Below are 22,121 nucleotides of genomic sequence, written 5' to 3' on the forward strand. Positions count from 1 at the left end.
CTAATCGCGCGTCAGCTTGCGGTGAATACGATGCGGCTGGGCTGCGTCCTCGCCCAGGCGCTCGATACGATTGGCCTGATAGGCCTCGAAGTTGCCCTCGAACCAATACCAGTTGCCCGGATTCTCGTCGGTGCCCTCCCACGCCAGAATGTGCGTGGCGACGCGGTCCAGGAACATACGGTCGTGGCTAATGACCACCGAGCAGCCCGGGAACTCGAGCAGTGCCGCCTCGAGCGAGGACAGCGTCTCGACGTCGAGGTCGTTCGTGGGCTCGTCGAGGAGCAGCAGGTTGCCGCCCTGCTTGAGCGTAAGCGCCAAGTTCAGACGGTTGCGCTCGCCACCGGAAAGTACGCCAGCGCGCTTCTGCTGGTCCTGGCCCTTAAAGCCAAAGCTCGCCACGTACGCGCGGCTGGGGACCTCGGTCTCGCCGACCATCATGTGGTCCAGGCCGTCCGAGACGACCTCCCACAGGTTCTTATCGGGGTCGATGCCGGAGCGGTTCTGATCGACATAGGAGATCTTGACGGTCTCGCCCACCTCGAGCTCGCCCGAAGTCAGCGGCTCCAGGCCCACGATGGTCTTGAACAGCGTGGTCTTGCCCACACCGTTGGGACCGATGACGCCCACGATGCCGTTGCGCGGCAGGGTGAACGATAGGTCGTCGATGAGCACGCGACCGTCGAACTCCTTGTGCAGGTGATGGGCCTCGAGCACCTTGTTGCCCAAACGCGGGCCCACAGGGATGCGGATGTCGGTCCAGTCGAGCTTCTGGCTTGCGCGGGCCTCGGCCTCCATCTCCTCATAGCGAGCCAGACGGGCCTTGTTCTTGGCCTGACGGGCCTTGGGGCTGGAGCGTACCCACTCGAGCTCGGCCTCCATGCGCTTAGCGAGCTTGGCGTCGCGGTTACCCTGAGCCTCGATACGGGCGGCTTTGGTCTCCAGATACGTGGAGTAGTTGCCCTTGTAGGGATAGAGGTGACCACGGTCGACCTCGCAGATCCACTCGGCAACGTTATCCAGGAAGTAGCGATCGTGTGTGACGGCAAGCACCGCGCCCTGGTAGTTGTGCAGGAAGTGCTCGAGCCACAGGATCGACTCGGCGTCCAGGTGGTTGGTGGGCTCATCGAGCAGCAGCAGGTCGGGAGCTTCGAGCAGCAGCTTGCACAGGGCCACGCGACGGCGCTCTCCGCCGGAAAGCACGTTGACCGGCATGTCGGAATCGGGCAGCTGCAGGGCATCCATAGCCTGGCCGAGCTTGGAATCGATATCCCAGCCATCGGCGGCATCGATTTCGTCCTGGAGCTTGCCCATTTCGGCCATGAGGGCATCCATGTCACAGTCCGGGTCGCACATCTCCTCGCCGATCTTATTGAAGCGATCGACCTTGGCGATCATGTCGCCAAATGCCATGCGCACGTTCTCGATGACGGTCTTGTCGTCGTCGAGCGGCGGCTCCTGCTGCAGGATACCCACGGTGTAGCCGGGGGTAAGTCTGGCATCGCCGTTGGAGACTTCCTCGATGCCGGCCATGATCTTGAGCAGGGTCGACTTGCCCATACCGTTAGGGCCCACGACGCCGATCTTGGCACCGGGATAGAAGCTCAGGGTCACGTCGTCAAGGATCACCTTGTCGCCATGAGCCTTGCGAGCCTGATACATCTGGTAGATAAACTCTGCCATTTGCCTGTTTTATCCTTTCTACCTGCTGTTTCCCTATTCTTGTTTCGCTTTAGTGGAAACGAGATGAGAAAACCAGCTCTGAAACGTAACGAAAAAGGGGCACGGTTGCCCATACCCCCTAATACTACCTGGGAAAAGTCCCCCGGAACATACTATGAACTGCGTACGCTAGTTTTCCGCAACCTTAACGAGCGGCTCGCTGCGATTTGCGCCACAGCAGATACGAGTAGACGTAGACGAATCCGACCGAACCAAACGCCAGAACCGCAATCACCGCGGCGACAACTTCACTCGAAAGCACGCTACCCGCAATGCCCATCACAATCAGACCAACACCCAGCACCATAAAGCAGGCACCGCCAAAACGCTGCGTACGGCGCCAGTTCTCGGGATCGGCAAGCGCCCAGGGCGTCTTGATACCGAGCGTATAGTTCTGCTTCACACGCGGCAAGTAGTTGCCTACGCCAATGAACAGCAAACCGACAGCACCGGAAATCAGCACGTTGACCGAACCGACCGCCGGCACCACGCCCCAGACCGTAAGCTCTCCCAGCCAGCTTATACCACAAATGAACAGGGTGAAGGCGATTACGAAGCCCTGATAGAACTTGCCCGAGGTTCGATATGCCTCGCCTTTGGGATCGATGCGCGGCACCACGCAGAACATTGCGAGAAGCACCAGGGGCAGCACGCCGAGCGCGGAGGCCATCCAGCTGGGACCCCAACCGTCGACGGCGCCGTTCGCGCTCCAGTGCGTGGGAATCTGCGCAGGCAAGCTCGGCATCACCATAAGGTGCGCTACGATATTGGCGACGCACAGAGCGACCAGCGCGATCCACACGCGTGGCGATACCCCCGTGGGGTGAATGCCCTTGTTTTCGTTATTCATCCTTATCACCTTCAGTGTTTGTAAAGCCCATAAACCAACCGATTAAGTCCTGCATGACGGTGGTGTTTAAGCTGTAAACGATATTTTGGCCATGACGTTCATCGGTCACCAACCCGGCGTTTTTGAGCGTCGCCAAATGATGGCTCAACGACGGCTTGCTGATATCGAAATGCTCGGCAAGCTCCCCGGCCGTGCGGTCGCCCTCGCGCAGTAGTTCCAAAATACGCCGCCGTGTAGGATCGGCCAGCGCTTTAAAACCCTCTCCCGGCATAGGACCTCCTCTCATTATTTCGTTCGACGCGCACACTATACTCGATATTTAGATGTTTGTCTAATTATCTAATACAGCAGCATCTATAGAACATTCGTTCGTATTTAGCTACAATGGAAGTTGAAGCAGATGGGCCAGCTCCCTCTACCCGAGAAGGAGATGGACTATGAGTATTGACGATGTCCTGACGTTGTTATTGCTTGTAATCGCGGCTGTGGAGCTCGGCATCCACATTGGAGGTCGAATGAAATAGCCGCCCCCGCGTAATGCGAAGACGGCCACTTCTCACGCTACAAACGTGTTTGGGAGTTGGCCAACCCGCGGCAACGGGTGCCATCTGCTTCAATCTTATGCGAATCCCGATCCCATTTCAACAAGCTCCAAGGGCTCAAATGGAATCGCAATAATACCTATAATGGCGATAGCTAAAACACGACCTGCTTCCCCATCGGAGGATATTTATGACCGAAACCGCTGCCGCAGCCGCCATCGAGACACGCGACACCAAGCTCGAGATTATCATGGGCCGCGAGGCACTCGATAAGCTCGCCGATGCTACGGTGCTGGTGCTCGGCTGCGGAGGTGTGGGCTCCAATTGCTGCGAGGCACTCGCCCGCGGCGGCATCGGTCATTTCGTCATTCTGGATAAGGACGTCATCGCGCCCAGCAATATCAATCGCCAGGCCATCGCCTTCCACAGCACCGTCGGCAAGCGCAAGGTAGACGTGACGGAAGCCATGATTCGCGATATCAATCCCGCCGCCACCGTTATCAAGCGCACCGAATACCTGTTGAGCGACAACATCGACGAGTTCTTTGCGAGCGTTTTTGAGCAGACGGGCGGCAAGCTCGACTACGTCGTCGACGCCATCGACACCATCTCGGCCAAACTCACCATTGCCAAATATGCTCAGGACCACGACATTCGTTTGGTTAGCTCCATGGGCGGGGCCAACAAGCTCCATCCCGAGTGCCTCCGCTTTGCCGACATCTTCGATACGGTACGTGACCCCATGAGCCGCATTATGCGCAAAGAATGTAAGAAGCGCGGAATCAAGAGTCTACATGTATTGTTTAGCTGCGAGGAATCGGTTAAGACACAGCCCCGCGACCCTTCCAACATCCACGAGCGTACCGAGCTGGGAACCGCCAGCTTTATGCCGCCCATCATGGGTCAGATGATTGCCGGCGAGGTTATCCGCCAGATCAGTGGGCGCGGCACCGAGCGCGTGCGCGCCGATGGCCAGCGCCTGGACTAGCGGAGCGCGCCGAGATGGAGCCCCGGTTAATTGATGCACACTGCCATCTTGATTTGATGGCTTACCCGAATGCTGTTGCCGACGAAACTGCGGCTATAGGGCTGGGGGTCTTTGATTGCGGGGTCGACCCACGCGACTTCGCAGCGGCAAAAAAGTGGGCCAGCCGTTACCCAAACATTATCGCGGGCGTTGGCCTCCATCCCTGGTGGCTCGCCGACGGCCGCTGCGGTCCTGCCGAAGTCAATCTGCTTTGCAAAGTTGCTGCCCAAGAGCGCTATATCGGCGAGGTGGGACTCGACTTTTCCGCGCGCTTCGCCGGAAGCGAACCGCTACAAATACAGGCACTTAACCGGCTCTGCGATACGCTCGTGCAGTATCCTCTTGCCGGGCGCGTGATATCAATTCACGCCGTTCGTTCGGCAGGAACCGTACTGGACGTCCTCGAATCGCATGGATTACTCATCCCAAACTCTGACTCCCCCGCTATCATCTTCCACTGGTTTAGCGGTACTTCGGACGAACTCGTCCGCGCGCGTAATGTGGGCTGTTATTTTTCCGTCAACGGACGCATGCTCGCGTCTAAACGAGGACGCGAATACGCACGACAGATTCCACTCGATCGTCTACTGCTCGAGACCGATGCGCCAGCCGAAGCAAACACAGAAACAAGCGCGCAGTCGCTCATCAAATCGCTCACAAGGACCTCGATGCGCATCGCCTCGCTCAAAAATTGTGACGCAAAGCGCATCGAATCGGCAGTTTTAGCAAATGCGCACTCTATTTTTGGCCTTCGCTAACCCCTGTGGGCAAAAATGCCAAGGGGCATGCGAATCGCACAACGCAGTCCCTATTTTGGAAGGCAGTACAATTCGGCAGCGTTACATCAATTCGTGCATGAGATCACGGTTGCGTGCATACAATTCGTCAAAGATATGACGGCGCGACGCATATAACTCGTGGGCAGCCATATCGGGCTCGATTGTTTGCGCAACGCCAAGGACTCGGGCGAGTTCATCCCATGATGCATAGGCACCACCTGCGAGAGCTGCCATGATGGCATCACCGAAGCATGCACCCACCGTAACCTTGGCAACCGAGACCTCGCGCCCGCATACGTCGGCGATAGCTTGCATCCAAACTGGATTCTTGGTTCCACCTCCGACAAGCATAATGCGCCCAATTGGCAGTCCATGCTCTCGCTCGATAATGTCGACATGGGATGCAACGGTATACGCGACGCCTTCCAAGGCGGCACGAACCATATGGGCTCGCGTATGCCTTCCGGTCAGGCCAAAGAAGACGCCACGCGCCTCGGGATCGTTGAGCGGAGTACGCTCCCCCGCAAAGTACGGCAGACACAGGAGCCCATCGGCACCCGGCGCCACACCGGCGGCATCATGCGCCATAACCGAATATGCATCGGGGCCACCGTGGCCCTCGGCCTCTACGGCGTCGCGATACAGCTCTTGGCGCAACCACGATGTGAGTGCACCCGCCGTATTGGTCCCCGCGCAGATCCCGTAAGTTCCGGGAATGATAAACGTCCCTGGCCACAGGCGGGCATCATCGACCATATGATCAGCTAGGTAGATGAAATACGCCGTGCTCCCCAACTGAACCATCATATCGCCAGGACGGAATACACCCGTCGAAATGGCCTCGGCACCAGAGTCGCCCGTTCCCACTAAGACAGGTGTCCCTGCCGCGAGCCCCGTCGCCTCAGCCGCGCGCTGCGTAATCACCCCGGCAATATCGGTAGCCGACATTACCTCCGCCATCTGGTCAGGCCGGCAGAAACGAGCACATTCCCGAGCATCAACCTTCCAAGTGTAGCGGTCGTATAGGGGAAGAAAATCCTCCGCCAAATAACGGTCCACCGTAAAACGCCCCGTCAACTTCGCGCACAGAAACGATGACGCCGTCAGGAACTTCGCGGCACGTTCATGCATCTCGGGCATATTCTCCTTAAACCACAAGATCTTGGGAGCAATATCTGACGAACAGGGATCGTGCCCGAAAAGCTCGCGTGCGCGGTCTGACCCATATTCGGAAAGAATTTCGTCAATCTGCGGCTTCGAACGTGCATCGACTCCATACAAAATCGCGGGCGCCAGCGCGTTGCACTCGGTATCGACCGGCACGCAGTCGCAACCCAATGCGGAAAGGCCCACGCATCCGATCTGCGCCGCGTTAACCCCCGATCGCACCACCACCTCGCGCGACAAGCGACAAAAATCACCCCACCAAACTGCCTCCGCATCATGCTGGTACCATCCGTCACGCGGGTTGTCCGTCTCGTGTCCACAAGAGGCTTGGCAAACGATGTTGCATCGATCATCGATTAAAACGCCTTTAGAGGCGCTTGTCCCAATATCAATACCCAGATAGAACGCCATGAGCGCCTACTCCCCTCGCGCCGTACGAGCGGCAGCCATAAAACGAACCACCCGCTCAACATCAACCGGGGCATCCAGCTTTCCATCGCGCTTTAAGCACGTGCCGACAAACGCACCATCGTAGTGAGCAAATACGTCAGTCACGGTATTTTCGCGACAACCGGTGCCACATACCACAGGTACTCGGCCAACACGCTCGCGGACCTCATCGGCAAGCTCACCCGAAGCGCCACGACCGGCAGCCGAGCCGCCGATGACCATCGCATCCGGTAGGCAATTAAAGAGAAGTGAATCGGCAATGTCCGAAGTCGTGCGGTCGTTGAGATAAACCTCCCCCTCGCTCGTAATGAAGTGAAAAAGCTTGAGGTCGTCCAAGCGCAATGCCGCCTTGCGACGCATGGTGTGAGCGAAATCTCGGTTTATCAGCCCGAGATCACCGGCCCAGGCACCGCAAAAATTGCAGCGCGTGAACTGCGCATCTACGGCAGCGCACAGCTCGATTGTGGCATCACCATCGTAAATAGCCTCAGCTCCCCAAGGAGTCGACAGATCATGGGATAGAGCCCCGATTATATAGCCCATCGATGCAAGGGTTGAGGGAGAAACGTGCTGCTCGTAGGGCATCGAGAGCTCATTGGTAATCAAAATGCCATCGACACCGCCCTGCTGCAACGCCTCGAGATCGCGCTTGGCGGCTTCCACGACCTGCGACACGCTTCCGCCCGGGTAATACAGTGGATCGCCCGGCAGAGGACGCAGGTGCAGCATTCCGATAACCGGCTTTTCGGTCTTGAACATCGAGGTTAGAAACGACATAACATGCTCCTTCATAGGGTTATTGCAGGAACGTTACTCCCCCAGCACCTCGACGTACACCTTTCGCTTCTGCGGACCGTCAAACTCCGCAAGATAGATGTTCTGGGCACCTCCACACACGATGTGGCCATCTTGGACGGGAAAGAAGCAACTGTTTCCACAAATCATGCTCTTGATATGCCCGCAGGAGTTGTTGCCGGTGGCTCCATAGCTCGGCAGGAAGTGTGCATGCGCATAGGGGGCATCGAGCGGGGCGATGCGATCAAGCGTCTCCATAAGATCCGTCTCCACGCAGGGCAGTCCCTCGTTTACCACGATTCCACAGGTCGTATGCGACAAAATAATTGCTGCCAAGCCATTCGTCACCGAGCTGCGTTCGATGGCAGCGTGCACGTCCTCGGTAATATCGATGAACTGGTCCGGAGCAGTCGATAGATAGCTCAATGTCTCGAGCGTCACCATGTTCACTCATCCCCTTCAAGAAAACGCAGGGCATTACCCCAGTAGAGCCTTTCTCGCGCATCATCGCGCATGGACACAGTATCGAGCGCCCGCTTGAGTTTGAACGCACGGAAACGCGGCGTATTGCTGGCGAACATCACTTGATGCGATAGCGCGCGCTCATACCACAGCGGCCCCATATCGACCGTGAAAAGACGCTGCATCATCTCCTCGGGCGAATCGATGTAAGTGATAGAGGTGTCCGTGTAGCAGTTGGGATACTTGAGCAGCATCGCCACGGTCTCGCGCACCCAGGGCCAGCCAAAGTGGGTCAAACTAAAACGCACATTTGGATGCGTTGCGATTGTGTGCTCAAATGCAAGCGGGTTACTGCGCGAGAGCTCTGCGCCCGGCTCCCAAGACATACCGGCATGGAAAACCACCGGCTTGTTATAGCGCCCGCACAGCTCGTAAAGCGGCTCAGCCACAGCATCATCGGGGTCAAAACCTTGCTTTGCCGGATGCAGGCAAAGCCCCTTTGCCCCCAGCTCGGTAAAGGCGCGCTCCAATTCGCCTGCGGCACTGCTCACCCGCGGATCTACGCTCGCAAATCCCCACAGACGATCGGGATGTGCGGCAACCAGCATGGCAATCTGGTCATTGGTGCCAAAGTGCCCTCCGCATGCCGTGGTAACATCGAGCGGCATGAGCAAGCTCTTCTGCACATCGCAGACATCCATCTCAACTTGAAGCTCGTCCCAATCCATGGGACCCATATGCCCCATACCAAATTCTCGTGACCAAAAACCGAATCCATCAGGCTCATCACCCGGCGTACAGATCTCGCCGTAGAGCATGGGCTGAACCAACATGTCGATAACCACTTCGTACTCCTTTCCAGGCATTTGACCCTAGTACGGCTCAAACGAACCAATCACTCGGGACGACAGCTCGGCGCCCGCCTTCATACACGCCGGAATATCAAGGCCATCGATCACGCCCTTGGTAAACCCGGCAATATACGAGTCGCCGGCGCCCACGGTGTTAACGACCTTCTCCGCCGGTACGATCCCGCACTCATAGAAGCGCTCACCGTCATAGGCAATGCTTCCCTTCTCGCCAAGCGTGGCAACCGCAACGCGCGGTCCCAATTCCTGCACGTGGCGTACCCAGTCTCGCAGCTCCGGAGTGTCCTCTTCAAACGACATAAATGCGTAGTCAACGTAGGGGAAATGATTCTCGCAGGCATATTCGGAATCCTGGCTGAACACCGAGAAGTCCATTACCACCGTCTTGCCCGCATCATGCCATTCGGGCAAGAGGTCCAAACAATTGCCAAACAGGTCAGTATGAATGATGTCATGCTCTAGAATAAACGCCCGGTCGTCTTCATTCGGTCGATATGTCTCCATTACGCCATCGATTGCCTCGAGATGTACGCGATCGACGCCGTCTTTCAGCGCCATGAGCATCACCGAGGTGTCGCCATCCTCCACCCGCAGATGTGAGATATCGAACCCCTCAGCGGCCAGCGCCTCTCTCATCTTGTCTCCGTACTCGTCCTTGCCGACAACCGACACGGCGGATACCGAAACGCCCATTCGTGCAAGATGGATACCCCAGTCAATGCCATTACCGGTCGGATAGAATACGCCGATGTTTTGATAGACGTCCGCACAGCAAAAACCAGCTGCGCACGCTTTAATATCCATGGTCTTCTCCAATGTTCAAAAGGGGGCCCACCACATGGCAAGCCCCCTTTTCGCGTTTCGCTTATTGTTTTGCGTCGGCTGTCCAAGGCCTCATAGCCAGACCGTCGTACGCTTTCTTAAGCTATTCGACGATTGGTGCTCCGTGGCCCCAAGAACCTTCCATGCCGCACACGGTCGAGGCAAACCCGGCAGCAAAGTCGAGCGCGCGCTCGATGGCCTCGGCGCCATCCTCACCACGCTTGGCGGAATCGAGATAGCACATCAAAAACGAGGTGAGGAACGAGTCGCCCGCCCCCATGGTGTCCTTCATGTCCGTTACCGGTTTAGCCAGCTGGCGGTAATAACGCTCGCCGTCGTAAGCAATGCAGCCCTCGGCGCCCGCCGTAGCCGACACAAAACGCGGACCCAGGCCCTTCACCCATGCCAAACGCTCGCGAATCTCGTCCTCACTCGCAGCATCCGCCGCACTAAAGAAAGCAAAATCAACGTAGGGCGCAATCTGCTCGTAGTACTCGTCGGTAGAGTCGTCCGAAAAGTCAAAAGAGACCGTGACGCCCGCAGCCTTCAGCTTGGGCAGCTCGCGCTCGGTAAAGCAATAGTTGCCCGAATGAACCACATCGAACTGCTTCATGTACGAAAGGTCAAAGCGATCGAGGACATAGCGCGCATCGCCACGGATACCGCCCTCGTTGGAGCCGAGGAAGACACGGTCACCGTCGACGACGGTCACACGAGCCGCTCCGTTCTCGCCAATCATCTGCTCGCACTTGTCAAGCTCGATACCCTCATCCTCGAGGCTTGCAATGACATGCTCGGCAGCGGCATCATTGCCAAAAATGCCCATGTATGCGGAGCGTGCGGCACCGCATTTCTTGGCATAAACGGCGAAGTTCACCGCATTGCCGCCAGGATACATGGTGTGGATATGCTCGTAGCGATCGACGACGTTATCGCCAAATCCGAGCGCGTTAACGTTAAATGCCATGGCCTTTGTCCCTTCTAGTACTCGACAACGCCCATGTAGCGACGGAAATCGGGATCATGGTCAAACACCTTGCCGCGTGCGGCACGCAGCTCACAGTTCATGGCGTAGAACAGCACCGGGTCCAGATAGGCACGAACGCTCGCCGGTACGGCTTCCATACCGTACTCCTTGGCATCGAGCACCATCAGCGTATCGGTATGCGTCTTAAGGAACGCCAGGGCGCGCTCGTCCATAGCACGGCACTCGCTGGAGCCCATCTGCAGGAAGTAAAAAACGCCATCCTGAGTAGCCTCGAAGGGGCCATGGAAGTACTCGGCAGAGTGGATGTAGCTGCAGTGCTGCCACTGCATCTCCATAAGAGAGCAGATAGCGAAACCGTAGGTCTGGCTAAAGTTGGGACCGCTGCCCAGAATATAGAAGAATTCGTGCTCCTGGCAAAGCTTGGCAAAGCGATCACCCAGCTCGGCATTTACCTTCTCGCGTGCCGGGGGAAGGATCTTATCCATCTCGGCAATACCGGCATACATATCGGCAAGATCGGCGTAGCCCTCCTGCTGATCGAGCAGCTCTGCCGCAAGCGACAGCGAAATGCCAGCGGGAACCTCGGCCTGCGGCACGCCCTCGCCCCACGGGTAGACCCACGTGGTCCATTTACCGGTGTCGATCTTAGACCCAGCGTTGTCAGTCTGGGCGATCACCGTAGCGCCAGCAGCAAGGGCAATCTCGCAGCCCTCGACGACCTCCGGGGTGTTGCCACTGTGGCTACAAGCGATGACCAGGGACTTCTCGCCCAGACGACGCGGACGCATGATATCGAACTCGCGAGCCGTATAGATATACGAAGTGAAGGCGGTTGCCTCGCGCTGCAGAAGCTCATGAGCCGGGATCAAATCGATCATGGAGCCACCGCAAGCAATCCAGTAGACGCTGTCGAACTTGCCCTTCTCGGCAATTGCCTCTTTAATCAGATCGTGTGCGTTCATATCCAGTTCCTTTCTTGTTTGGCCCGCAACCAATGACGTTGGTTGCGTGGCCGATAGTTGTTTTAGTCAATCAGATATTTCTCGAATGCGGCCATGTTCTTGGCATCTGCCGCCGCCGGGTCATCGTAGTAACGACCGTCCGTGATTTCCTGGCCCAGCATGCCGTCGAAACCATGGGCATTGAGCGTGGCGACGAAGGCGTCCATATCGTGCTTGCCATCGCCCCACACCAGATGGCCATACGGGTCACCGTCGATAAAGTGCATCTCGTGAATTACACCATCACCAAAGGCGGCAAACCAGTCCTCGAGCGTCTCGCCTGCAACGCCCATCGCAGTTGTATCAACCATGGGCTGTAAGTACGGGCTCGCGACCTCATCAATCATGCGCTTCGCATCGGAAACCGTCGTCACAAGGTTGCTCTCCTCGGGACGCAGGCTTTCCATCGTAAGCACCAGACCGTGCTCGCCGGCATACTCCGCTAGAATGGACAAGTGCTCGCGACTGCGCTTCCAGGCTTCCTCGCGGTCCTCGTCCCAGTCGCCCCAGCCCGAGTTGACGGACATACGGTCGCACCCAAGTACCTCGGCAAGCTCAATGCCGTGCTTAAAGTACGCCAGGCTGCGCTGTTCGTGCAGCGGTTTGCGTGCGCAGTACTGCCAAGGATAGATAACATTCTCGGGGCACAGAGTACGATACCTAAGCCCGCGGTCTGCAGCCTTTTTCGCCAGGACCTCAGCCTCAAAGTAGCCCGTGTGGTCGAGCGTCACATGCGGCTCTGCACACCACAGCTCAATGGACTCAAAGCCCAAGCGCTGCTGCACATCAAGGAAGTAATCGAGCGACCACATGATGTAGTGGATATTCATGCCCGCAATCTGTTCGCGGCGCAGAGTCGGTTTGGATTCAGACATCTTATGCCTCCTTATTTCGATCGAACACGATTCGTCCGTCCGACATCGTCATATCAACCGCAAGATCGCGTGCGTCGCGATAATCAAGGTCGAACACATCCCGATCGAGCACGCAGATATCGGCAAGCTTGCCAACCTCGAGCGTACCCAGCTCGTCTTCGCGCATCAGGTCGTACGCGCCCCCGGCAGTCCAAGCGCGCAAGAGCTCGACAAGCGTCAGCGCGTTGACCTCATTCACGGGCAGTCCGTCGTCGAAGTATCCGCCGCACGCACTGTAGATTGACTCGCCCAAGCTCGGAATCAACAGCGGCAAATCCGTGCCGCAGCACACTGTGCATCCGGAATCTTCCATACCGCGGCGATTCCAGCTGTGCAAAAGTCGCGTCTCGCCAATTTGTCGACGCATCATCGACAGGCAATCCTCGCGCCGGTCCAGCGTCAGAATCTGCGGATAGACCTCGCAAATTCCACCTAACTTGCCAAACTCGACAAGATCGGTCGGATCAGAGTTCTCGAGATCGGTAATCGCATGGCGGCGAAGCATCCGTCCATGCTCGTCTCGAGGCAGCGAGGCATAGAGCGCCACGGTGCGACGAACGGCGCCATCGCCCTGGCAATGCAAGGAATATCGGAAGCCGTCAGCATCAATTGCACGCAGCTCGTTCTCAATCAGCTCCCACTCTGGCTCCTCGACGACCGTCTTGCCTGCAGCGCCCGCATCGGCCGTGTCCTCATAGGGGTCAATCATCTCGGCAAGCCCCGCCCATACGCCGCGATCGGTCATACGGTTGAAGCCGGAAAAGCGAACGAACGGTCCCCGGAAGCGCTCTCGCGCCTCGCGGGCATATGCCAGATTTGCACCGGCACCCACCGGCTGCGACATCATAGAGACGCGAACCGTCAGCTCACCAGATTCCTCACGGCGAGCCATTTCGTCGGCAAAGCCGTAGTAGTCATCAAACGCCATCTCCTTGATGGCGGTAACGCCGCGCTCGTTAAGCATGCTCATGTAGTCCGAATACCCCGCACGTACCTCGGGCAGCGCGAGGAAATCGCTCATCATGCGCCAGATCTTCTCGGCATAGCACGCCTGGGGTGTGAAGCCGTATCGCGCGCTGGCGGCAGCATTGAGAACACAGGTCTCCGCGCCCGGTGTAAAGCAGACGACGGGGATATCGCCAAAACAATCGTCAAACACAGCTGCCGTATTTGCGTTCTCGGCATCCGATGCCAACGTTTCGGGTAGGTTGTGGCCAAAAGCCGCCACGCAATCCGGATGATCTTCTTTCCATGCACGCAAGAGCGACACGGCCTCTTTGGCATCAGCGATGCCGGACAGATCAGGCCCCAACGTCCGCAGCGCCCAGCCTGTATAGAAGGTATGCACATCGATCAGGCCAGGCATGACGGTGCGGTCGCCAAGGTCAACTACCTCGTCCGCCTGGGTCAAATACGAAGCTACCTCACACTTGGTGCCAACGGCCTCAATTCGATTGCCACGGACCGCTACGAAACCTTCAAACGGCAGGTCCCCCGTACCGGTAAAGACGCTCTCAGACATCAGGACCGTCAAACGATCAGACATCACAACCACCTACACCGGAAGCATGCCAGAGATTGCCGTTACGATCAGACCAAAGACGACCATGAAAATGAAGAACTTCCAAATGGTCTTCCACCATTGGCCAAACGAAATCTTAGCCACGGCAAGGCCGGCGACCGTCATGCCCGCCACGGGGCTAATGGTGTTGATGGTCTGGTTGGCAAACTGGAGCGCGGTGACGGCCGCCTCGGGATTGAGGGCCATGAGTTCGGTCAGAGGGCCCATAACGGGCATGGTAAGCGCCGCCAGGCCAGAACTCGAGGGAACCAGCAAAGAGAGCAGGCCAAGGACGATATACATAAACGTGGTGTAGACGGCGGCGGGTGCACCGGCGAGCGCAGTAGCGAGCGCCTGGAGAATGGTGTCGATGATCATGCCGCCCTCGGCGATGACCAGAATACCGCGAGCGATACCGATAACGATGGCAGCGTACGCAAAGTCGGCGAGACCTTTAACGAACTCCTCAGCAATCGTCTGCTGGTCAAGACCGCCCAGGATACCGGCAAGCAAGCCCATGCCAAGGAACACGGCGGAAATCTCATTCATGTACCAACCCTGGGTAACAAGACCCCAGACGATAATGCCCATACCGCAAGCAAAATCGATAAGCACGAGCTTCTGACGGATAGTGAACTCTTCCTCGATGGAGGCATCGGTCACGGAAAACTCGATACGCTTGAGCTTATCGTCCTCGTACGTAATAGACGACTCGGGGTTTTTCTTGACGCGCATGGCGTAGCGCATGGCCCATGCGATACCGACGGCAGTGAAGATGACCCAAGAAACGGCGCGCAGCCACAGTTGCGGATTGCCCTCGATACCAATGATGCCTTGGGCGATCAAAACATTAAACGGGTCGATGGTCGAGGCACAATATCCCAGGTTAGGACCAAGAAAGCAGATGATGAATGCCGTCATCGAGTCATAACCGATACCCATCATGATGGGAATGAAGATGGCATAGAACGGCAGGGCTTCCTCAGACATACCAAACGTAGTGCCGCAAATGGACAGCAACGTCATCGTGATGGGAATGATGAGGATGTCCTTGTTCTTGAGCTTTTTAATCACACGGCTCATGCCGGCATTCAAAGCGTTGGTCTTGGTAATGACTGCGAACGATCCGCCAATCAATAAGACGAACGCAACAACGTCGGCAGCCTCCTGGATGCCCTTAGTGGGTGCTTGCAGGACCGCGAAGATATCCTGGCCCAGATTGATGGTCTCGCCGGTCTCGGAATCGGTGTAGTTCTTATCGACCTGTTCATAGGTTCCAGCAACGGCGACTTCACGCTCGCCCGCCGCTGTCGAAATCGTCTTGCGCTGATACTGACCAGAGGGAACGATCCAAGTCAGGACCGCAAAGACAACGATCAGCAAGAACATGATCGTATAGACATGCGGTAATTTGAACTTAAAACGTCTGTTTGTCTTCTTCGCCTTCGTATCTGACATAGATACCTCCAAAGAACTCGAGAATGCATCGCATCTCGCCTCAACGCTTGCACAAAGCAAACGTTCTATGACGTTCTATAGATTACCAGCAGCTTTTCTCGTCATCAAGATTATTTCAAACTGATTGTCGCGACACGGTTGAATGGTTGCGTTCGCGCCGTGAACGGTATGGAGACGCCCGGTGAGATGATCCACCGGGCGTCTCCATTCGCAATATCCTAGATGTCAAAAACGTAGCGAGACCCAACGATCCGCTGACGACCGATGATAAACGGCCGCCGCTGCTCATCGAAAAAGAAGGCTTCCATATAAAACAAGGGTTCGCCAACGGGAACTGCCAACAGCCGAGCGACCTCGGGCGATGCGCACGCGATCTCGAGCGTGCACGGGTCGGTAAACGCGGGCGTGCGGCCCGTCCGGTTGCGCACGAGCTCAAAAATGGATTGGTTAGATAGAGGTGCCGTTGATAGATAAGCGTTGTCCTCGTAAACGTATATGTTGTTCTCGAGCATGACGGGGACCCCATCGGCAGTACGCACACGCTCAACGCAAATCAAATCAGTTCCAACGGGAACACCAAAGAACTGCGCTTCGGTGGAATCCGCCGGCAGTATCTTTCTCGAAATGACGCGCGCCCCCGCCTCCATTCCGTTAACGCGGCATGCGTCCGAAAAACTCTGGACGTCATCCTTCTGGCGAATCTTGCGCTTAAGCTTGGGGGCATTGACAAACGTGCCTTTCCCCTGTCGCTTCGTTAGATAGCCCTGCTGGACGAGCTCCTCAATAGCGCGTCGCACGGTAACGCGGCCAACTTTATAATTCTCAGCCAATTCGAATTCGTTGGGTATCCGCGCGCCCGCCTTGTAGGCACCGGAGTTAATTTCGTTTTTAATGATATCGATAACCTGTTGGTACAGCGGTATCGCTGCTTTACCGTCAGTTAGCCCTTCAGTCGGTGGCATATACCCTCTCCCAGCACAATTAAGTCTAAAGCGGGCCCAAGGGCATTCAGCAAGTCCTTAAGCCCGCATTAGCATTAAGTATGCTTGCTGCCGCACCAAAATGTCGGGTTTTTACTCATCTGACCCGAAAAACGCGCAACTAACGCGCTCCTAAGAAAGCGTGAGCAGCTCCGGCAGCTGGTCGATAATCTTGTCCGCGGCATCTTGGCTAAAGCCGAAGCGTTCCTCGCGCTTGGCAATGACCGTCAGGCCGGCTCGCTTGCCGGCAGTGATACCAGGCACCGAATCCTCAACGCAGCAGCAGCGATTCGCGGGCAGTCCCAGCAGGTCCAGCGCATGCAGGTAGATGTCGGGCTCGGGCTTGCTCTCCTTAAACTGCTCGCCGCTCACCACATACTCAAAGGCATCCGACAGCCCGCACGCATTGAGCACTTCCTCGATGCTATCCATGGGAGACGAGCTGGCAAGCGCCACGCGAACGCCGCGGCGCGGCAGCTCTCGAATCGTATCCACGGCGCCTGGGTTAATCAAAGCCTGATAGTCGCGCGGACGCTTATACGCCCACTCGTCCCAACGGGCCAACGCTTCCTCGCCAGATAAATGCCCCTTACCGGCGCGCTCAAACCAATCGACCAGCATATGCAGGAAGAACTGATGTGAGGTCCCGACCTGCCCATTCAACTCCTCTTGAGTCAGGTTAAGCCCAAGCTCCTTGGCAAACGCGGCAGTCTCGCCCAGGTAGTAATACTCGGTATCGACAATGACGCCGTCCATGTCAAAGATAACGGCGTCGAACGGAAATGCGGACACGGCACCCTCCCTAACAAAAGGGCGCCTGTAAGCAGGCGCCCGAACCATGCATTAATCGGCGATTCTAACCCAGCAGCTTATCCAGCGCCACCGCAATGCCGTCTTCGTTGTTATTGGCAGTCACCATCTGGGCCACGGCCTTAACCTCGTCAACCGCGTTGCCCATGGCAACACCGGTGCCGGCCCACTCAATCATGGACTTGTCGTTCTGGCCGTCGCCAAACGAGACGACCTCGCTGGCATCGATGCCGAGCTTGGGCAGGGCACCCTCGAGCGCGCGGGCCTTGTCGATACCGGGCGCCGTAAACTCAAAGTACCAGTCGGCCGTAAACATACCCGAAAGCGTCTGGGTAAAGGGCGCATACATCTCCTCGTGATGCGCTTGCAGATAGGCCGGGTCGCCCGCAGTGAGCAGCTTGTCCACGGGATAAGTGTCCACGACCTCATGCAGGCTCTCCACCTCGCGAATCTTAAGATCGCAGGCATCGCGCTCGTATTTGACGATGTTTTTCTGCGAGCCATCCGGCAGCGTAATCATGCAGCGGTACGAATCCTCGACATGCAGATCGCGACCGAGCGAAATCATAGGGATCACGTCGAAATTGCGCAGATGATCAATCAGACGGTGCAGTTCGTCAGCCGGCATGGCCTGGTCAAAAAGGACCTCATCGGTCTGAGCGTCGACCACATGCGCGCCATTAAAGGCCACCAGCAGACCGTCATGGTTTTGAAGGTCGAGCTCCTGCGCCAAGGCGTGCAGCCCCCATGCGGGACGGCCCGAAGCCAAAATGAGCTTAATGCCCGACTCCTGCGCCGCGAGCAGCTTCTCGCGCGTACGCGGGCTGATGACCTTTTGGTCGTTGGTGAGCGTACCGTCGATATCCATTGCGATGGCTTTGATTGCCATATAAGCCTCCCTGTCATTGAACAACTTTGCCTGAGTCATCATACAGAACACCTACTGCGGCTCTGTCTGCAACGGGTAAAAAGTCATATTGTCCCGAACATGAACGGCGTGTGGTCGTGAAGCTTTATCGCTCAGGTCAAATACGTCTGCTAGCGACGCTCATCCGTCGGTGCGCCCTCGACGATCGCGATGCCCGCCGATGCACCTAACGCGCTGGCGCCGGCCTCGATGAATGCGCAAGCCTCTTCGTAATTATGGATACCGCCCGCCGCCTTGATTGCCACGGCATCGCCGAGCACCTCGTGCATCAGCCGCACGTCCTCGAGCTTAGCACCGCCAAAGCTTCTGCCGGTCGATGTCTTAAGGAATCCCGGCTTGGCCTCCAGCGCGATCTCGCATACACGGCGCTTGGCGGCGTCGTCGCCGTCCAGCTTGCACATCTCAACGATTACCTTGTCAGTGATGCCATGCGCGCGACAAAAATCAGCAACGGCAGTCATCTCGCGCTCGATGGCATCAAAATCGCGGTTCTCGATCGACCCCTGATTCAAAGCGTAGTCAATCTCGGTAAAGCCACACGCAGCGTATTCCTCAAACCTCGCAAGCTTCTCCTCAAGCGTCATAGTGCCCTGGGGAAAGTCGATAGCGCCGGCAAGGATGATGTCAGAGCCCTCGAGCATGGCGCGACCCGTCTCGTACTCCTGCAGGTTCGCAAATACGCAGCGAAAGTTGTACTTTAGCGCCTTCTCGACATACTGCTCAAACGTGTCCTCGGGGGCATCGATATAGTCGATGTATTTATTGATCGGTTTGGCAAGCGTCATGCTGGGCCTCCTTGTTCAGGGTTGACAACCGATTCGTGGTTTCACGCGAAAAACCACGTTCAATCTACGCCCAACATGCAAGGACAGTGTCCGCATTCCGGCAAGTGGTATGAAATTAGCTGTAGACGTATATTTACGGACAGCGAATGGCACCGCACGCGGATGCCGACTGCAAGACATTCCCCTCAATACGCCCTCATGCCCACTCAAATAGCAAAGGGGCCCGCATCCCAACAGATACGGGCCCCTTTCAGTCATAAGCCAACTCGGCCGTAAAGACTACTTACGGTGAGCGCGGTAGAACTCGATGAGCGCCTGGGTCGAAGCGTCCTGCTCGGCCTTGGCGGCGTCGTCGTGGAAGGCCGGGGTAATCTGCTTGGCAAGCTGCTTGCCCAGCTCGACGCCCCACTGGTCGTAGGAGTCGATGCCCCAGACCGTGCCCTCGACAAACGTGATGTGCTCGTACAGGGCGATGAGCTCGCCGAGTGCGAACGGGGTCAGCGTGTCGCCGAAGATCGAGGTCGTCGGACGGTTGCCCTCAAAGCAGCGGGCCGGGACGATCTGCTCGGGCGTGCCCTCGGCGCGCACCTCATCGGCCGTCTTACCAAAGGCGAGTGCCTTGGTCTGGGCCAGGAAGTTGCCCAGGAACAGCTCGTGAACATCCTGGCCGCTGTCGGTTGCGGGGTTGGCAGTGTTGGCGAAGGCGATGAAATCGGCCGGGACCACCACGGTGCCCTGGTGCAGCAGCTGGTAGAAGGCGTGCTGACCGTTGGTGCCGGGCTCGCCCCAGAAGATCTCACCGGTGTCGGAGGTCACGGCGCTGCCGTCCCAGCGGACGTGCTTGCCGTTGGACTCCATGGTGAGCTGCTGCAGATAGGCCGGGAAGCGGTGCAGGTACTGGCAGTACGGCAGCACGGCGTGGCTCTTGGAACCGAAGAAGTTGACGTACCAGACGTTGAGCAGGCCCATCAGCGCGACGGCGTTGTTCTCGAGCGGGGTATTGCAGAAGTACTCGTCGATGGCGTGGAAACCCTCGAGGAACTGCTGGAAGCGCTCGGGACCGAGCACGACGATCAGCGACAGACCCACGGCGGAGTCGACGGAATAGCGGCCGCCGACCCAGTTCCAGAAACCAAAGGCGTTAGCGGGGTCGATGCCAAAGGCCTCGACCTTGTCGAGTGCGGTGGAAACGGCAACGAAGTGCTTGGCCACGGCCTCGGCGTTCTGCTCATCGGAGCCGTCGATGGCACCCTGAGCCTTGAGCTGCTCGAGCATCCAGGTCTTGACCTCGCGAGCGTTGGTGAGGGTCTCGAGCGTGGTGAAGGTCTTGGAGACGATAATCACGAGCGTGGTCTCGGGATCCAGGCCCTTGAGCTTCTCGGCTTGGTCGTTGGGGTCGATGTTGGAGATATAGCGGCAGTCGATACCGGCGTCGGCGTAGGGACGCAGGGCCTCGTAGGCCATGACCGGGCCCAGATCGGAGCCACCGATGCCGATGGACACCAGATGCTCGATCTTCTTGCCGGTAACGCCCTTCCACTCACCGGAGCGCACGCGCTCGGCAAAGGCGTACATGCGGTCGAGGACCTCGTGCACGTCGGCGACGACGTCCTGGCCGTCGACGATGAGCTGGCCCTTCTCGCTTGCCGGACGGCGCAGCGCGGTGTGCAGGACGGCGCGGTCCTCGGTGGTGTTGATGTGCTCGCCGGAGAACATGGCGTCGCGGCGCTCCTCGAGCTTCACCTCGCGGGCAAGATCGCACAGCAGCTTGACGGTCTCATCGGTCACCAGGTTCTTGGACAGGTCGAAGTGCAGGTCACCGGCGTCAAAGCTCAGCTTGTTCACGCGCTCGGCATCGGCGGCGAACCAGGCCTTGAGGTCGATACCTTCGGCCTCAAGCTTCTCCTGATGAGCCTCGAGCGCCTTCCAAGCGGCGGTCGACGTAGCGTCGATAGGTGCGGCAACAGTTGCCATAAAGTCCTCCTCAACATACGGGCGCAAACCTCCATGCACCCGGATAATCAGATGCCCCTATTCTAGCGCAGGTCAAGACCGTAATCAGCGAGCGTTGCCAATCCGCCCCCAAACGGCGACCGACCAAAAAGGGACAGGTTTATTTTGGCAGGTCAAACGCTTTACCTACCAAAATAAACCTGTCCCTTCCTGGCAGGTATTAGGCGAGCATCATGCTGAAGATACGGGCGACGGCCATATCGCCCGCCTCGTCAACGCCCCACACGCGGCGCGCTAGCTGTGCCAAGTGCGGCACCGCGGCAACCTCGACATCCAGGTAATACATGAGCACCGCCGGAATCACCACGAACTTGTGAATCTGTCTGAACAGCTGACCGCCGGGACGAGCGTTTTCGTCAAACACGACGACGTCGAGCCCGCGCTTGGCAGCCTCGATGGCAGCGGAAAGGCCGCTGGGACCGGCGCCGACCACGACCAGATCATGACGCTCCATGCTACTCAGTCTCCTTTACGGCAGCAGGGCTTGCAGCCGCCTCGGCAACCAAAGCCTTGGCACGCGGGTCATCCAAATCGAACGAGGCGACGCTGTCTTGCGTGCGCACGTCCATACCGGCGACGAGCGGCGTCATGCACGTACGTACGTTGGGCTTGCCGTCCACGACCATGACGCAGTCGGTGCACCGACCTATAGCGCAAAAGATGCCGCGCGGCTCGTGACGCTTGGCGGCAAAGCGATGGACCTCGACGCCTGCGGCCTTGAACGCCATGGCAATCGGTTCGCCCTCGTATCCTTCCATCTCAACACCGTCATAGGTAAAAACGACTCGACTCCCCTTGCTGGGAGCACCCAAAATGGGATGTTCGACAATCCTGGACATGGCAACACCAAACCCCTCTCGTTCATCGGTTACCAACAGCGCCTGTCCTGAGATTTGCCCTGTTAACGAGCAGTTTCCGGTCGATTACCATTCAAAGGGAAACAATGGAGCACGAGATTTTACCGCGCGGGTCCGCCAAAACGATCGGGGCCAAAGCCCATAGGTTGTCAGATCGCCCATAGAACGAAAAGGATGCAGCCGGATGGTTCTCAAAACAAGACCATCCGGCTGCATCCATTTGCGCATTCTGACTTTGAGCCCACACGCGTGTCAAGCCCAACACGACAAGTCGGCTTGAACCACTATCGGAATGAACATCCCACCTTGCCGAACACTTTAAAACGCAAGGTCACGAGTCCGCT

Annotated in this window: 22 protein-coding genes; 2 read left to right on the top strand and 20 right to left on the bottom strand. The window is 57.5% G+C overall.

Annotated features, from left to right (window positions below):
- The 3 genes from ettA to ACTQV3_RS04140 all read right to left on the bottom strand — a co-directional run bounded on the left by ettA (position 1) and on the right by ACTQV3_RS04140 (position 2,840).
- Complete coding sequence (gene ettA / locus ACTQV3_RS04130; RefSeq protein ID WP_055251458.1) at positions 1-1,680, bottom strand: energy-dependent translational throttle protein EttA; 1,680 nt, start codon at positions 1,678-1,680, stop codon at positions 1-3.
- A 184-nt stretch (positions 1,681-1,864) separates the two neighbouring features.
- Positions 1,865-2,569, bottom strand: a complete 705-nt coding sequence (locus ACTQV3_RS04135) for an SdpI family protein (RefSeq protein ID WP_441535843.1) — start codon at positions 2,567-2,569, stop codon at positions 1,865-1,867.
- Complete coding sequence (locus ACTQV3_RS04140) at positions 2,562-2,840, bottom strand: autorepressor SdpR family transcription factor (protein ID WP_154517353.1); 279 nt, start codon at positions 2,838-2,840, stop codon at positions 2,562-2,564. The genes ACTQV3_RS04135 and ACTQV3_RS04140 overlap by 8 nt, the downstream gene beginning before the upstream one ends.
- Positions 2,841-3,301: 461 nt before the next feature.
- Between ACTQV3_RS04140 and ACTQV3_RS04145 the strand changes: the two genes are divergently transcribed.
- A complete protein-coding gene (locus ACTQV3_RS04145; protein WP_441068528.1) occupies positions 3,302-4,099 on the top strand; it encodes a tRNA threonylcarbamoyladenosine dehydratase in 798 nt (265 codons plus the stop codon).
- Between the two features lie 14 nt (positions 4,100-4,113).
- On the top strand, positions 4,114-4,896 hold the full coding sequence (locus ACTQV3_RS04150) for a TatD family hydrolase (RefSeq protein ID WP_441068526.1): 783 nt from the start codon (positions 4,114-4,116) through the stop codon (positions 4,894-4,896).
- Between the two features lie 81 nt (positions 4,897-4,977).
- Here the strand turns inward: ACTQV3_RS04150 and ACTQV3_RS04155 are convergent, their stop codons facing one another.
- From ACTQV3_RS04155 to ACTQV3_RS04235, 17 genes are all read right to left on the bottom strand, one after another.
- Entirely contained in the window at positions 4,978-6,495 is a 1,518-nt protein-coding gene (locus ACTQV3_RS04155; protein WP_441068524.1) for an FGGY-family carbohydrate kinase, read from the bottom strand.
- A 6-nt stretch (positions 6,496-6,501) separates the two neighbouring features.
- The gene (locus tag ACTQV3_RS04160; RefSeq protein ID WP_441040987.1) at positions 6,502-7,311 is read right to left on the bottom strand and encodes a BtpA/SgcQ family protein; all 810 of its coding nucleotides are present in this window, start codon (positions 7,309-7,311) and stop codon (positions 6,502-6,504) included.
- 33 nt (positions 7,312-7,344) lie between these two features.
- On the bottom strand, positions 7,345-7,773 hold the full coding sequence (locus ACTQV3_RS04165) for a secondary thiamine-phosphate synthase enzyme YjbQ (RefSeq protein ID WP_117735290.1): 429 nt from the start codon (positions 7,771-7,773) through the stop codon (positions 7,345-7,347).
- Positions 7,774-7,775: 2 nt separating this feature from the next.
- Complete coding sequence (locus ACTQV3_RS04170; RefSeq protein ID WP_427793885.1) at positions 7,776-8,609, bottom strand: amidohydrolase family protein; 834 nt, start codon at positions 8,607-8,609, stop codon at positions 7,776-7,778.
- A 54-nt stretch (positions 8,610-8,663) separates the two neighbouring features.
- A complete protein-coding gene (gene frlD / locus ACTQV3_RS04175; protein WP_441040989.1) occupies positions 8,664-9,464 on the bottom strand; it encodes a fructoselysine 6-kinase in 801 nt (266 codons plus the stop codon).
- Between the two features lie 121 nt (positions 9,465-9,585).
- Positions 9,586-10,449, bottom strand: coding sequence for a PfkB family carbohydrate kinase (locus ACTQV3_RS04180; RefSeq protein WP_035138847.1), 864 nt, complete (start codon positions 10,447-10,449; stop codon positions 9,586-9,588).
- 14 nt (positions 10,450-10,463) lie between these two features.
- Positions 10,464-11,432, bottom strand: a complete 969-nt coding sequence (locus ACTQV3_RS04185; protein WP_427718530.1) for an SIS domain-containing protein — start codon at positions 11,430-11,432, stop codon at positions 10,464-10,466.
- A gap of 62 nt (positions 11,433-11,494) precedes the next feature.
- Positions 11,495-12,346 (bottom strand): sugar phosphate isomerase/epimerase family protein, encoded by an 852-nt coding sequence (locus ACTQV3_RS04190; RefSeq protein WP_427718532.1) that lies wholly within the window; start codon positions 12,344-12,346, stop codon positions 11,495-11,497.
- 1 nt (position 12,347) lies between these two features.
- Positions 12,348-13,931, bottom strand: coding sequence for an amidohydrolase (locus ACTQV3_RS04195; RefSeq protein ID WP_427718533.1), 1,584 nt, complete (start codon positions 13,929-13,931; stop codon positions 12,348-12,350).
- Positions 13,932-13,940: 9 nt separating this feature from the next.
- A complete protein-coding gene (locus ACTQV3_RS04200) occupies positions 13,941-15,404 on the bottom strand; it encodes a YfcC family protein (RefSeq protein ID WP_441068521.1) in 1,464 nt (487 codons plus the stop codon).
- A 218-nt stretch (positions 15,405-15,622) separates the two neighbouring features.
- Positions 15,623-16,366 carry a GntR family transcriptional regulator gene (locus tag ACTQV3_RS04205; RefSeq protein WP_427718539.1) on the bottom strand — a complete coding sequence of 248 codons (744 nt, stop codon included), beginning with the start codon at positions 16,364-16,366 and terminating at the stop codon, positions 15,623-15,625.
- Between the two features lie 150 nt (positions 16,367-16,516).
- Positions 16,517-17,176, bottom strand: coding sequence for an HAD family hydrolase (locus ACTQV3_RS04210; RefSeq protein ID WP_441068519.1), 660 nt, complete (start codon positions 17,174-17,176; stop codon positions 16,517-16,519).
- 64 nt (positions 17,177-17,240) lie between these two features.
- Positions 17,241-18,083 (bottom strand): Cof-type HAD-IIB family hydrolase, encoded by an 843-nt coding sequence (locus ACTQV3_RS04215; RefSeq protein WP_441015803.1) that lies wholly within the window; start codon positions 18,081-18,083, stop codon positions 17,241-17,243.
- A gap of 149 nt (positions 18,084-18,232) precedes the next feature.
- A complete protein-coding gene (deoC, locus tag ACTQV3_RS04220; protein ID WP_441068517.1) occupies positions 18,233-18,907 on the bottom strand; it encodes a deoxyribose-phosphate aldolase in 675 nt (224 codons plus the stop codon).
- Between the two features lie 279 nt (positions 18,908-19,186).
- A complete protein-coding gene (gene pgi, locus ACTQV3_RS04225) occupies positions 19,187-20,881 on the bottom strand; it encodes a glucose-6-phosphate isomerase (protein WP_117817172.1) in 1,695 nt (564 codons plus the stop codon).
- A gap of 199 nt (positions 20,882-21,080) precedes the next feature.
- On the bottom strand, positions 21,081-21,374 hold the full coding sequence (locus ACTQV3_RS04230) for an FAD-dependent oxidoreductase (RefSeq protein ID WP_441068515.1): 294 nt from the start codon (positions 21,372-21,374) through the stop codon (positions 21,081-21,083).
- A gap of 1 nt (position 21,375) precedes the next feature.
- A complete protein-coding gene (locus ACTQV3_RS04235; protein WP_441068513.1) occupies positions 21,376-21,759 on the bottom strand; it encodes a (2Fe-2S)-binding protein in 384 nt (127 codons plus the stop codon).
- Positions 21,760-22,121: the final 362 nt, after the last annotated feature.

It is taken from the genome of Collinsella sp. LCP19S3_A7 (assembly GCF_052121995.1).
Lineage (GTDB): Bacteria > Actinomycetota > Coriobacteriia > Coriobacteriales > Coriobacteriaceae > Collinsella.

Excerpts from the sequence above, each read along its gene's own strand:
- ACTQV3_RS04195 (WP_427718533.1), bottom strand. The coding sequence starts at position 13,931 with ATGTCTGATCGTTTGACGGTCCTGATGTCTGAGAGCGTCTTTACCGGT.
- ACTQV3_RS04160 (WP_441040987.1), bottom strand. The coding sequence starts at position 7,311 with ATGTCGTTTCTAACCTCGATGTTCAAGACCGAAAAGCCGGTTATCGGA.
- frlD (WP_441040989.1), bottom strand. The coding sequence starts at position 9,464 with ATGGATATTAAAGCGTGCGCAGCTGGTTTTTGCTGTGCGGACGTCTAT.
- ettA (WP_055251458.1), bottom strand. The coding sequence starts at position 1,680 with ATGGCAGAGTTTATCTACCAGATGTATCAGGCTCGCAAGGCTCATGGC.
- ACTQV3_RS04165 (WP_117735290.1), bottom strand. The coding sequence starts at position 7,773 with ATGGTGACGCTCGAGACATTGAGCTATCTATCGACTGCTCCGGACCAG.
- ACTQV3_RS04190 (WP_427718532.1), bottom strand. The coding sequence starts at position 12,346 with ATGTCTGAATCCAAACCGACTCTGCGCCGCGAACAGATTGCGGGCATG.
- ACTQV3_RS04155 (WP_441068524.1), bottom strand. The coding sequence starts at position 6,495 with ATGGCGTTCTATCTGGGTATTGATATTGGGACAAGCGCCTCTAAAGGC.
- ACTQV3_RS04235 (WP_441068513.1), bottom strand. The coding sequence starts at position 21,759 with ATGTCCAGGATTGTCGAACATCCCATTTTGGGTGCTCCCAGCAAGGGG.
- ACTQV3_RS04230 (WP_441068515.1), bottom strand. The coding sequence starts at position 21,374 with ATGGAGCGTCATGATCTGGTCGTGGTCGGCGCCGGTCCCAGCGGCCTT.
- ACTQV3_RS04180 (WP_035138847.1), bottom strand. The coding sequence starts at position 10,449 with ATGGCATTTAACGTTAACGCGCTCGGATTTGGCGATAACGTCGTCGAT.
- ACTQV3_RS04205 (WP_427718539.1), bottom strand. The coding sequence starts at position 16,366 with ATGCCACCGACTGAAGGGCTAACTGACGGTAAAGCAGCGATACCGCTG.
- ACTQV3_RS04215 (WP_441015803.1), bottom strand. The coding sequence starts at position 18,083 with ATGGCAATCAAAGCCATCGCAATGGATATCGACGGTACGCTCACCAAC.
- ACTQV3_RS04200 (WP_441068521.1), bottom strand. The coding sequence starts at position 15,404 with ATGTCAGATACGAAGGCGAAGAAGACAAACAGACGTTTTAAGTTCAAA.
- ACTQV3_RS04170 (WP_427793885.1), bottom strand. The coding sequence starts at position 8,609 with ATGCTCTACGGCGAGATCTGTACGCCGGGTGATGAGCCTGATGGATTC.
- deoC (WP_441068517.1), bottom strand. The coding sequence starts at position 18,907 with ATGACGCTTGCCAAACCGATCAATAAATACATCGACTATATCGATGCC.
- ACTQV3_RS04145 (WP_441068528.1), top strand. The coding sequence starts at position 3,302 with ATGACCGAAACCGCTGCCGCAGCCGCCATCGAGACACGCGACACCAAG.
- ACTQV3_RS04150 (WP_441068526.1), top strand. The coding sequence starts at position 4,114 with ATGGAGCCCCGGTTAATTGATGCACACTGCCATCTTGATTTGATGGCT.
- ACTQV3_RS04185 (WP_427718530.1), bottom strand. The coding sequence starts at position 11,432 with ATGAACGCACACGATCTGATTAAAGAGGCAATTGCCGAGAAGGGCAAG.
- ACTQV3_RS04135 (WP_441535843.1), bottom strand. The coding sequence starts at position 2,569 with ATGAATAACGAAAACAAGGGCATTCACCCCACGGGGGTATCGCCACGC.
- pgi (WP_117817172.1), bottom strand. The coding sequence starts at position 20,881 with ATGGCAACTGTTGCCGCACCTATCGACGCTACGTCGACCGCCGCTTGG.
- ACTQV3_RS04140 (WP_154517353.1), bottom strand. The coding sequence starts at position 2,840 with ATGCCGGGAGAGGGTTTTAAAGCGCTGGCCGATCCTACACGGCGGCGT.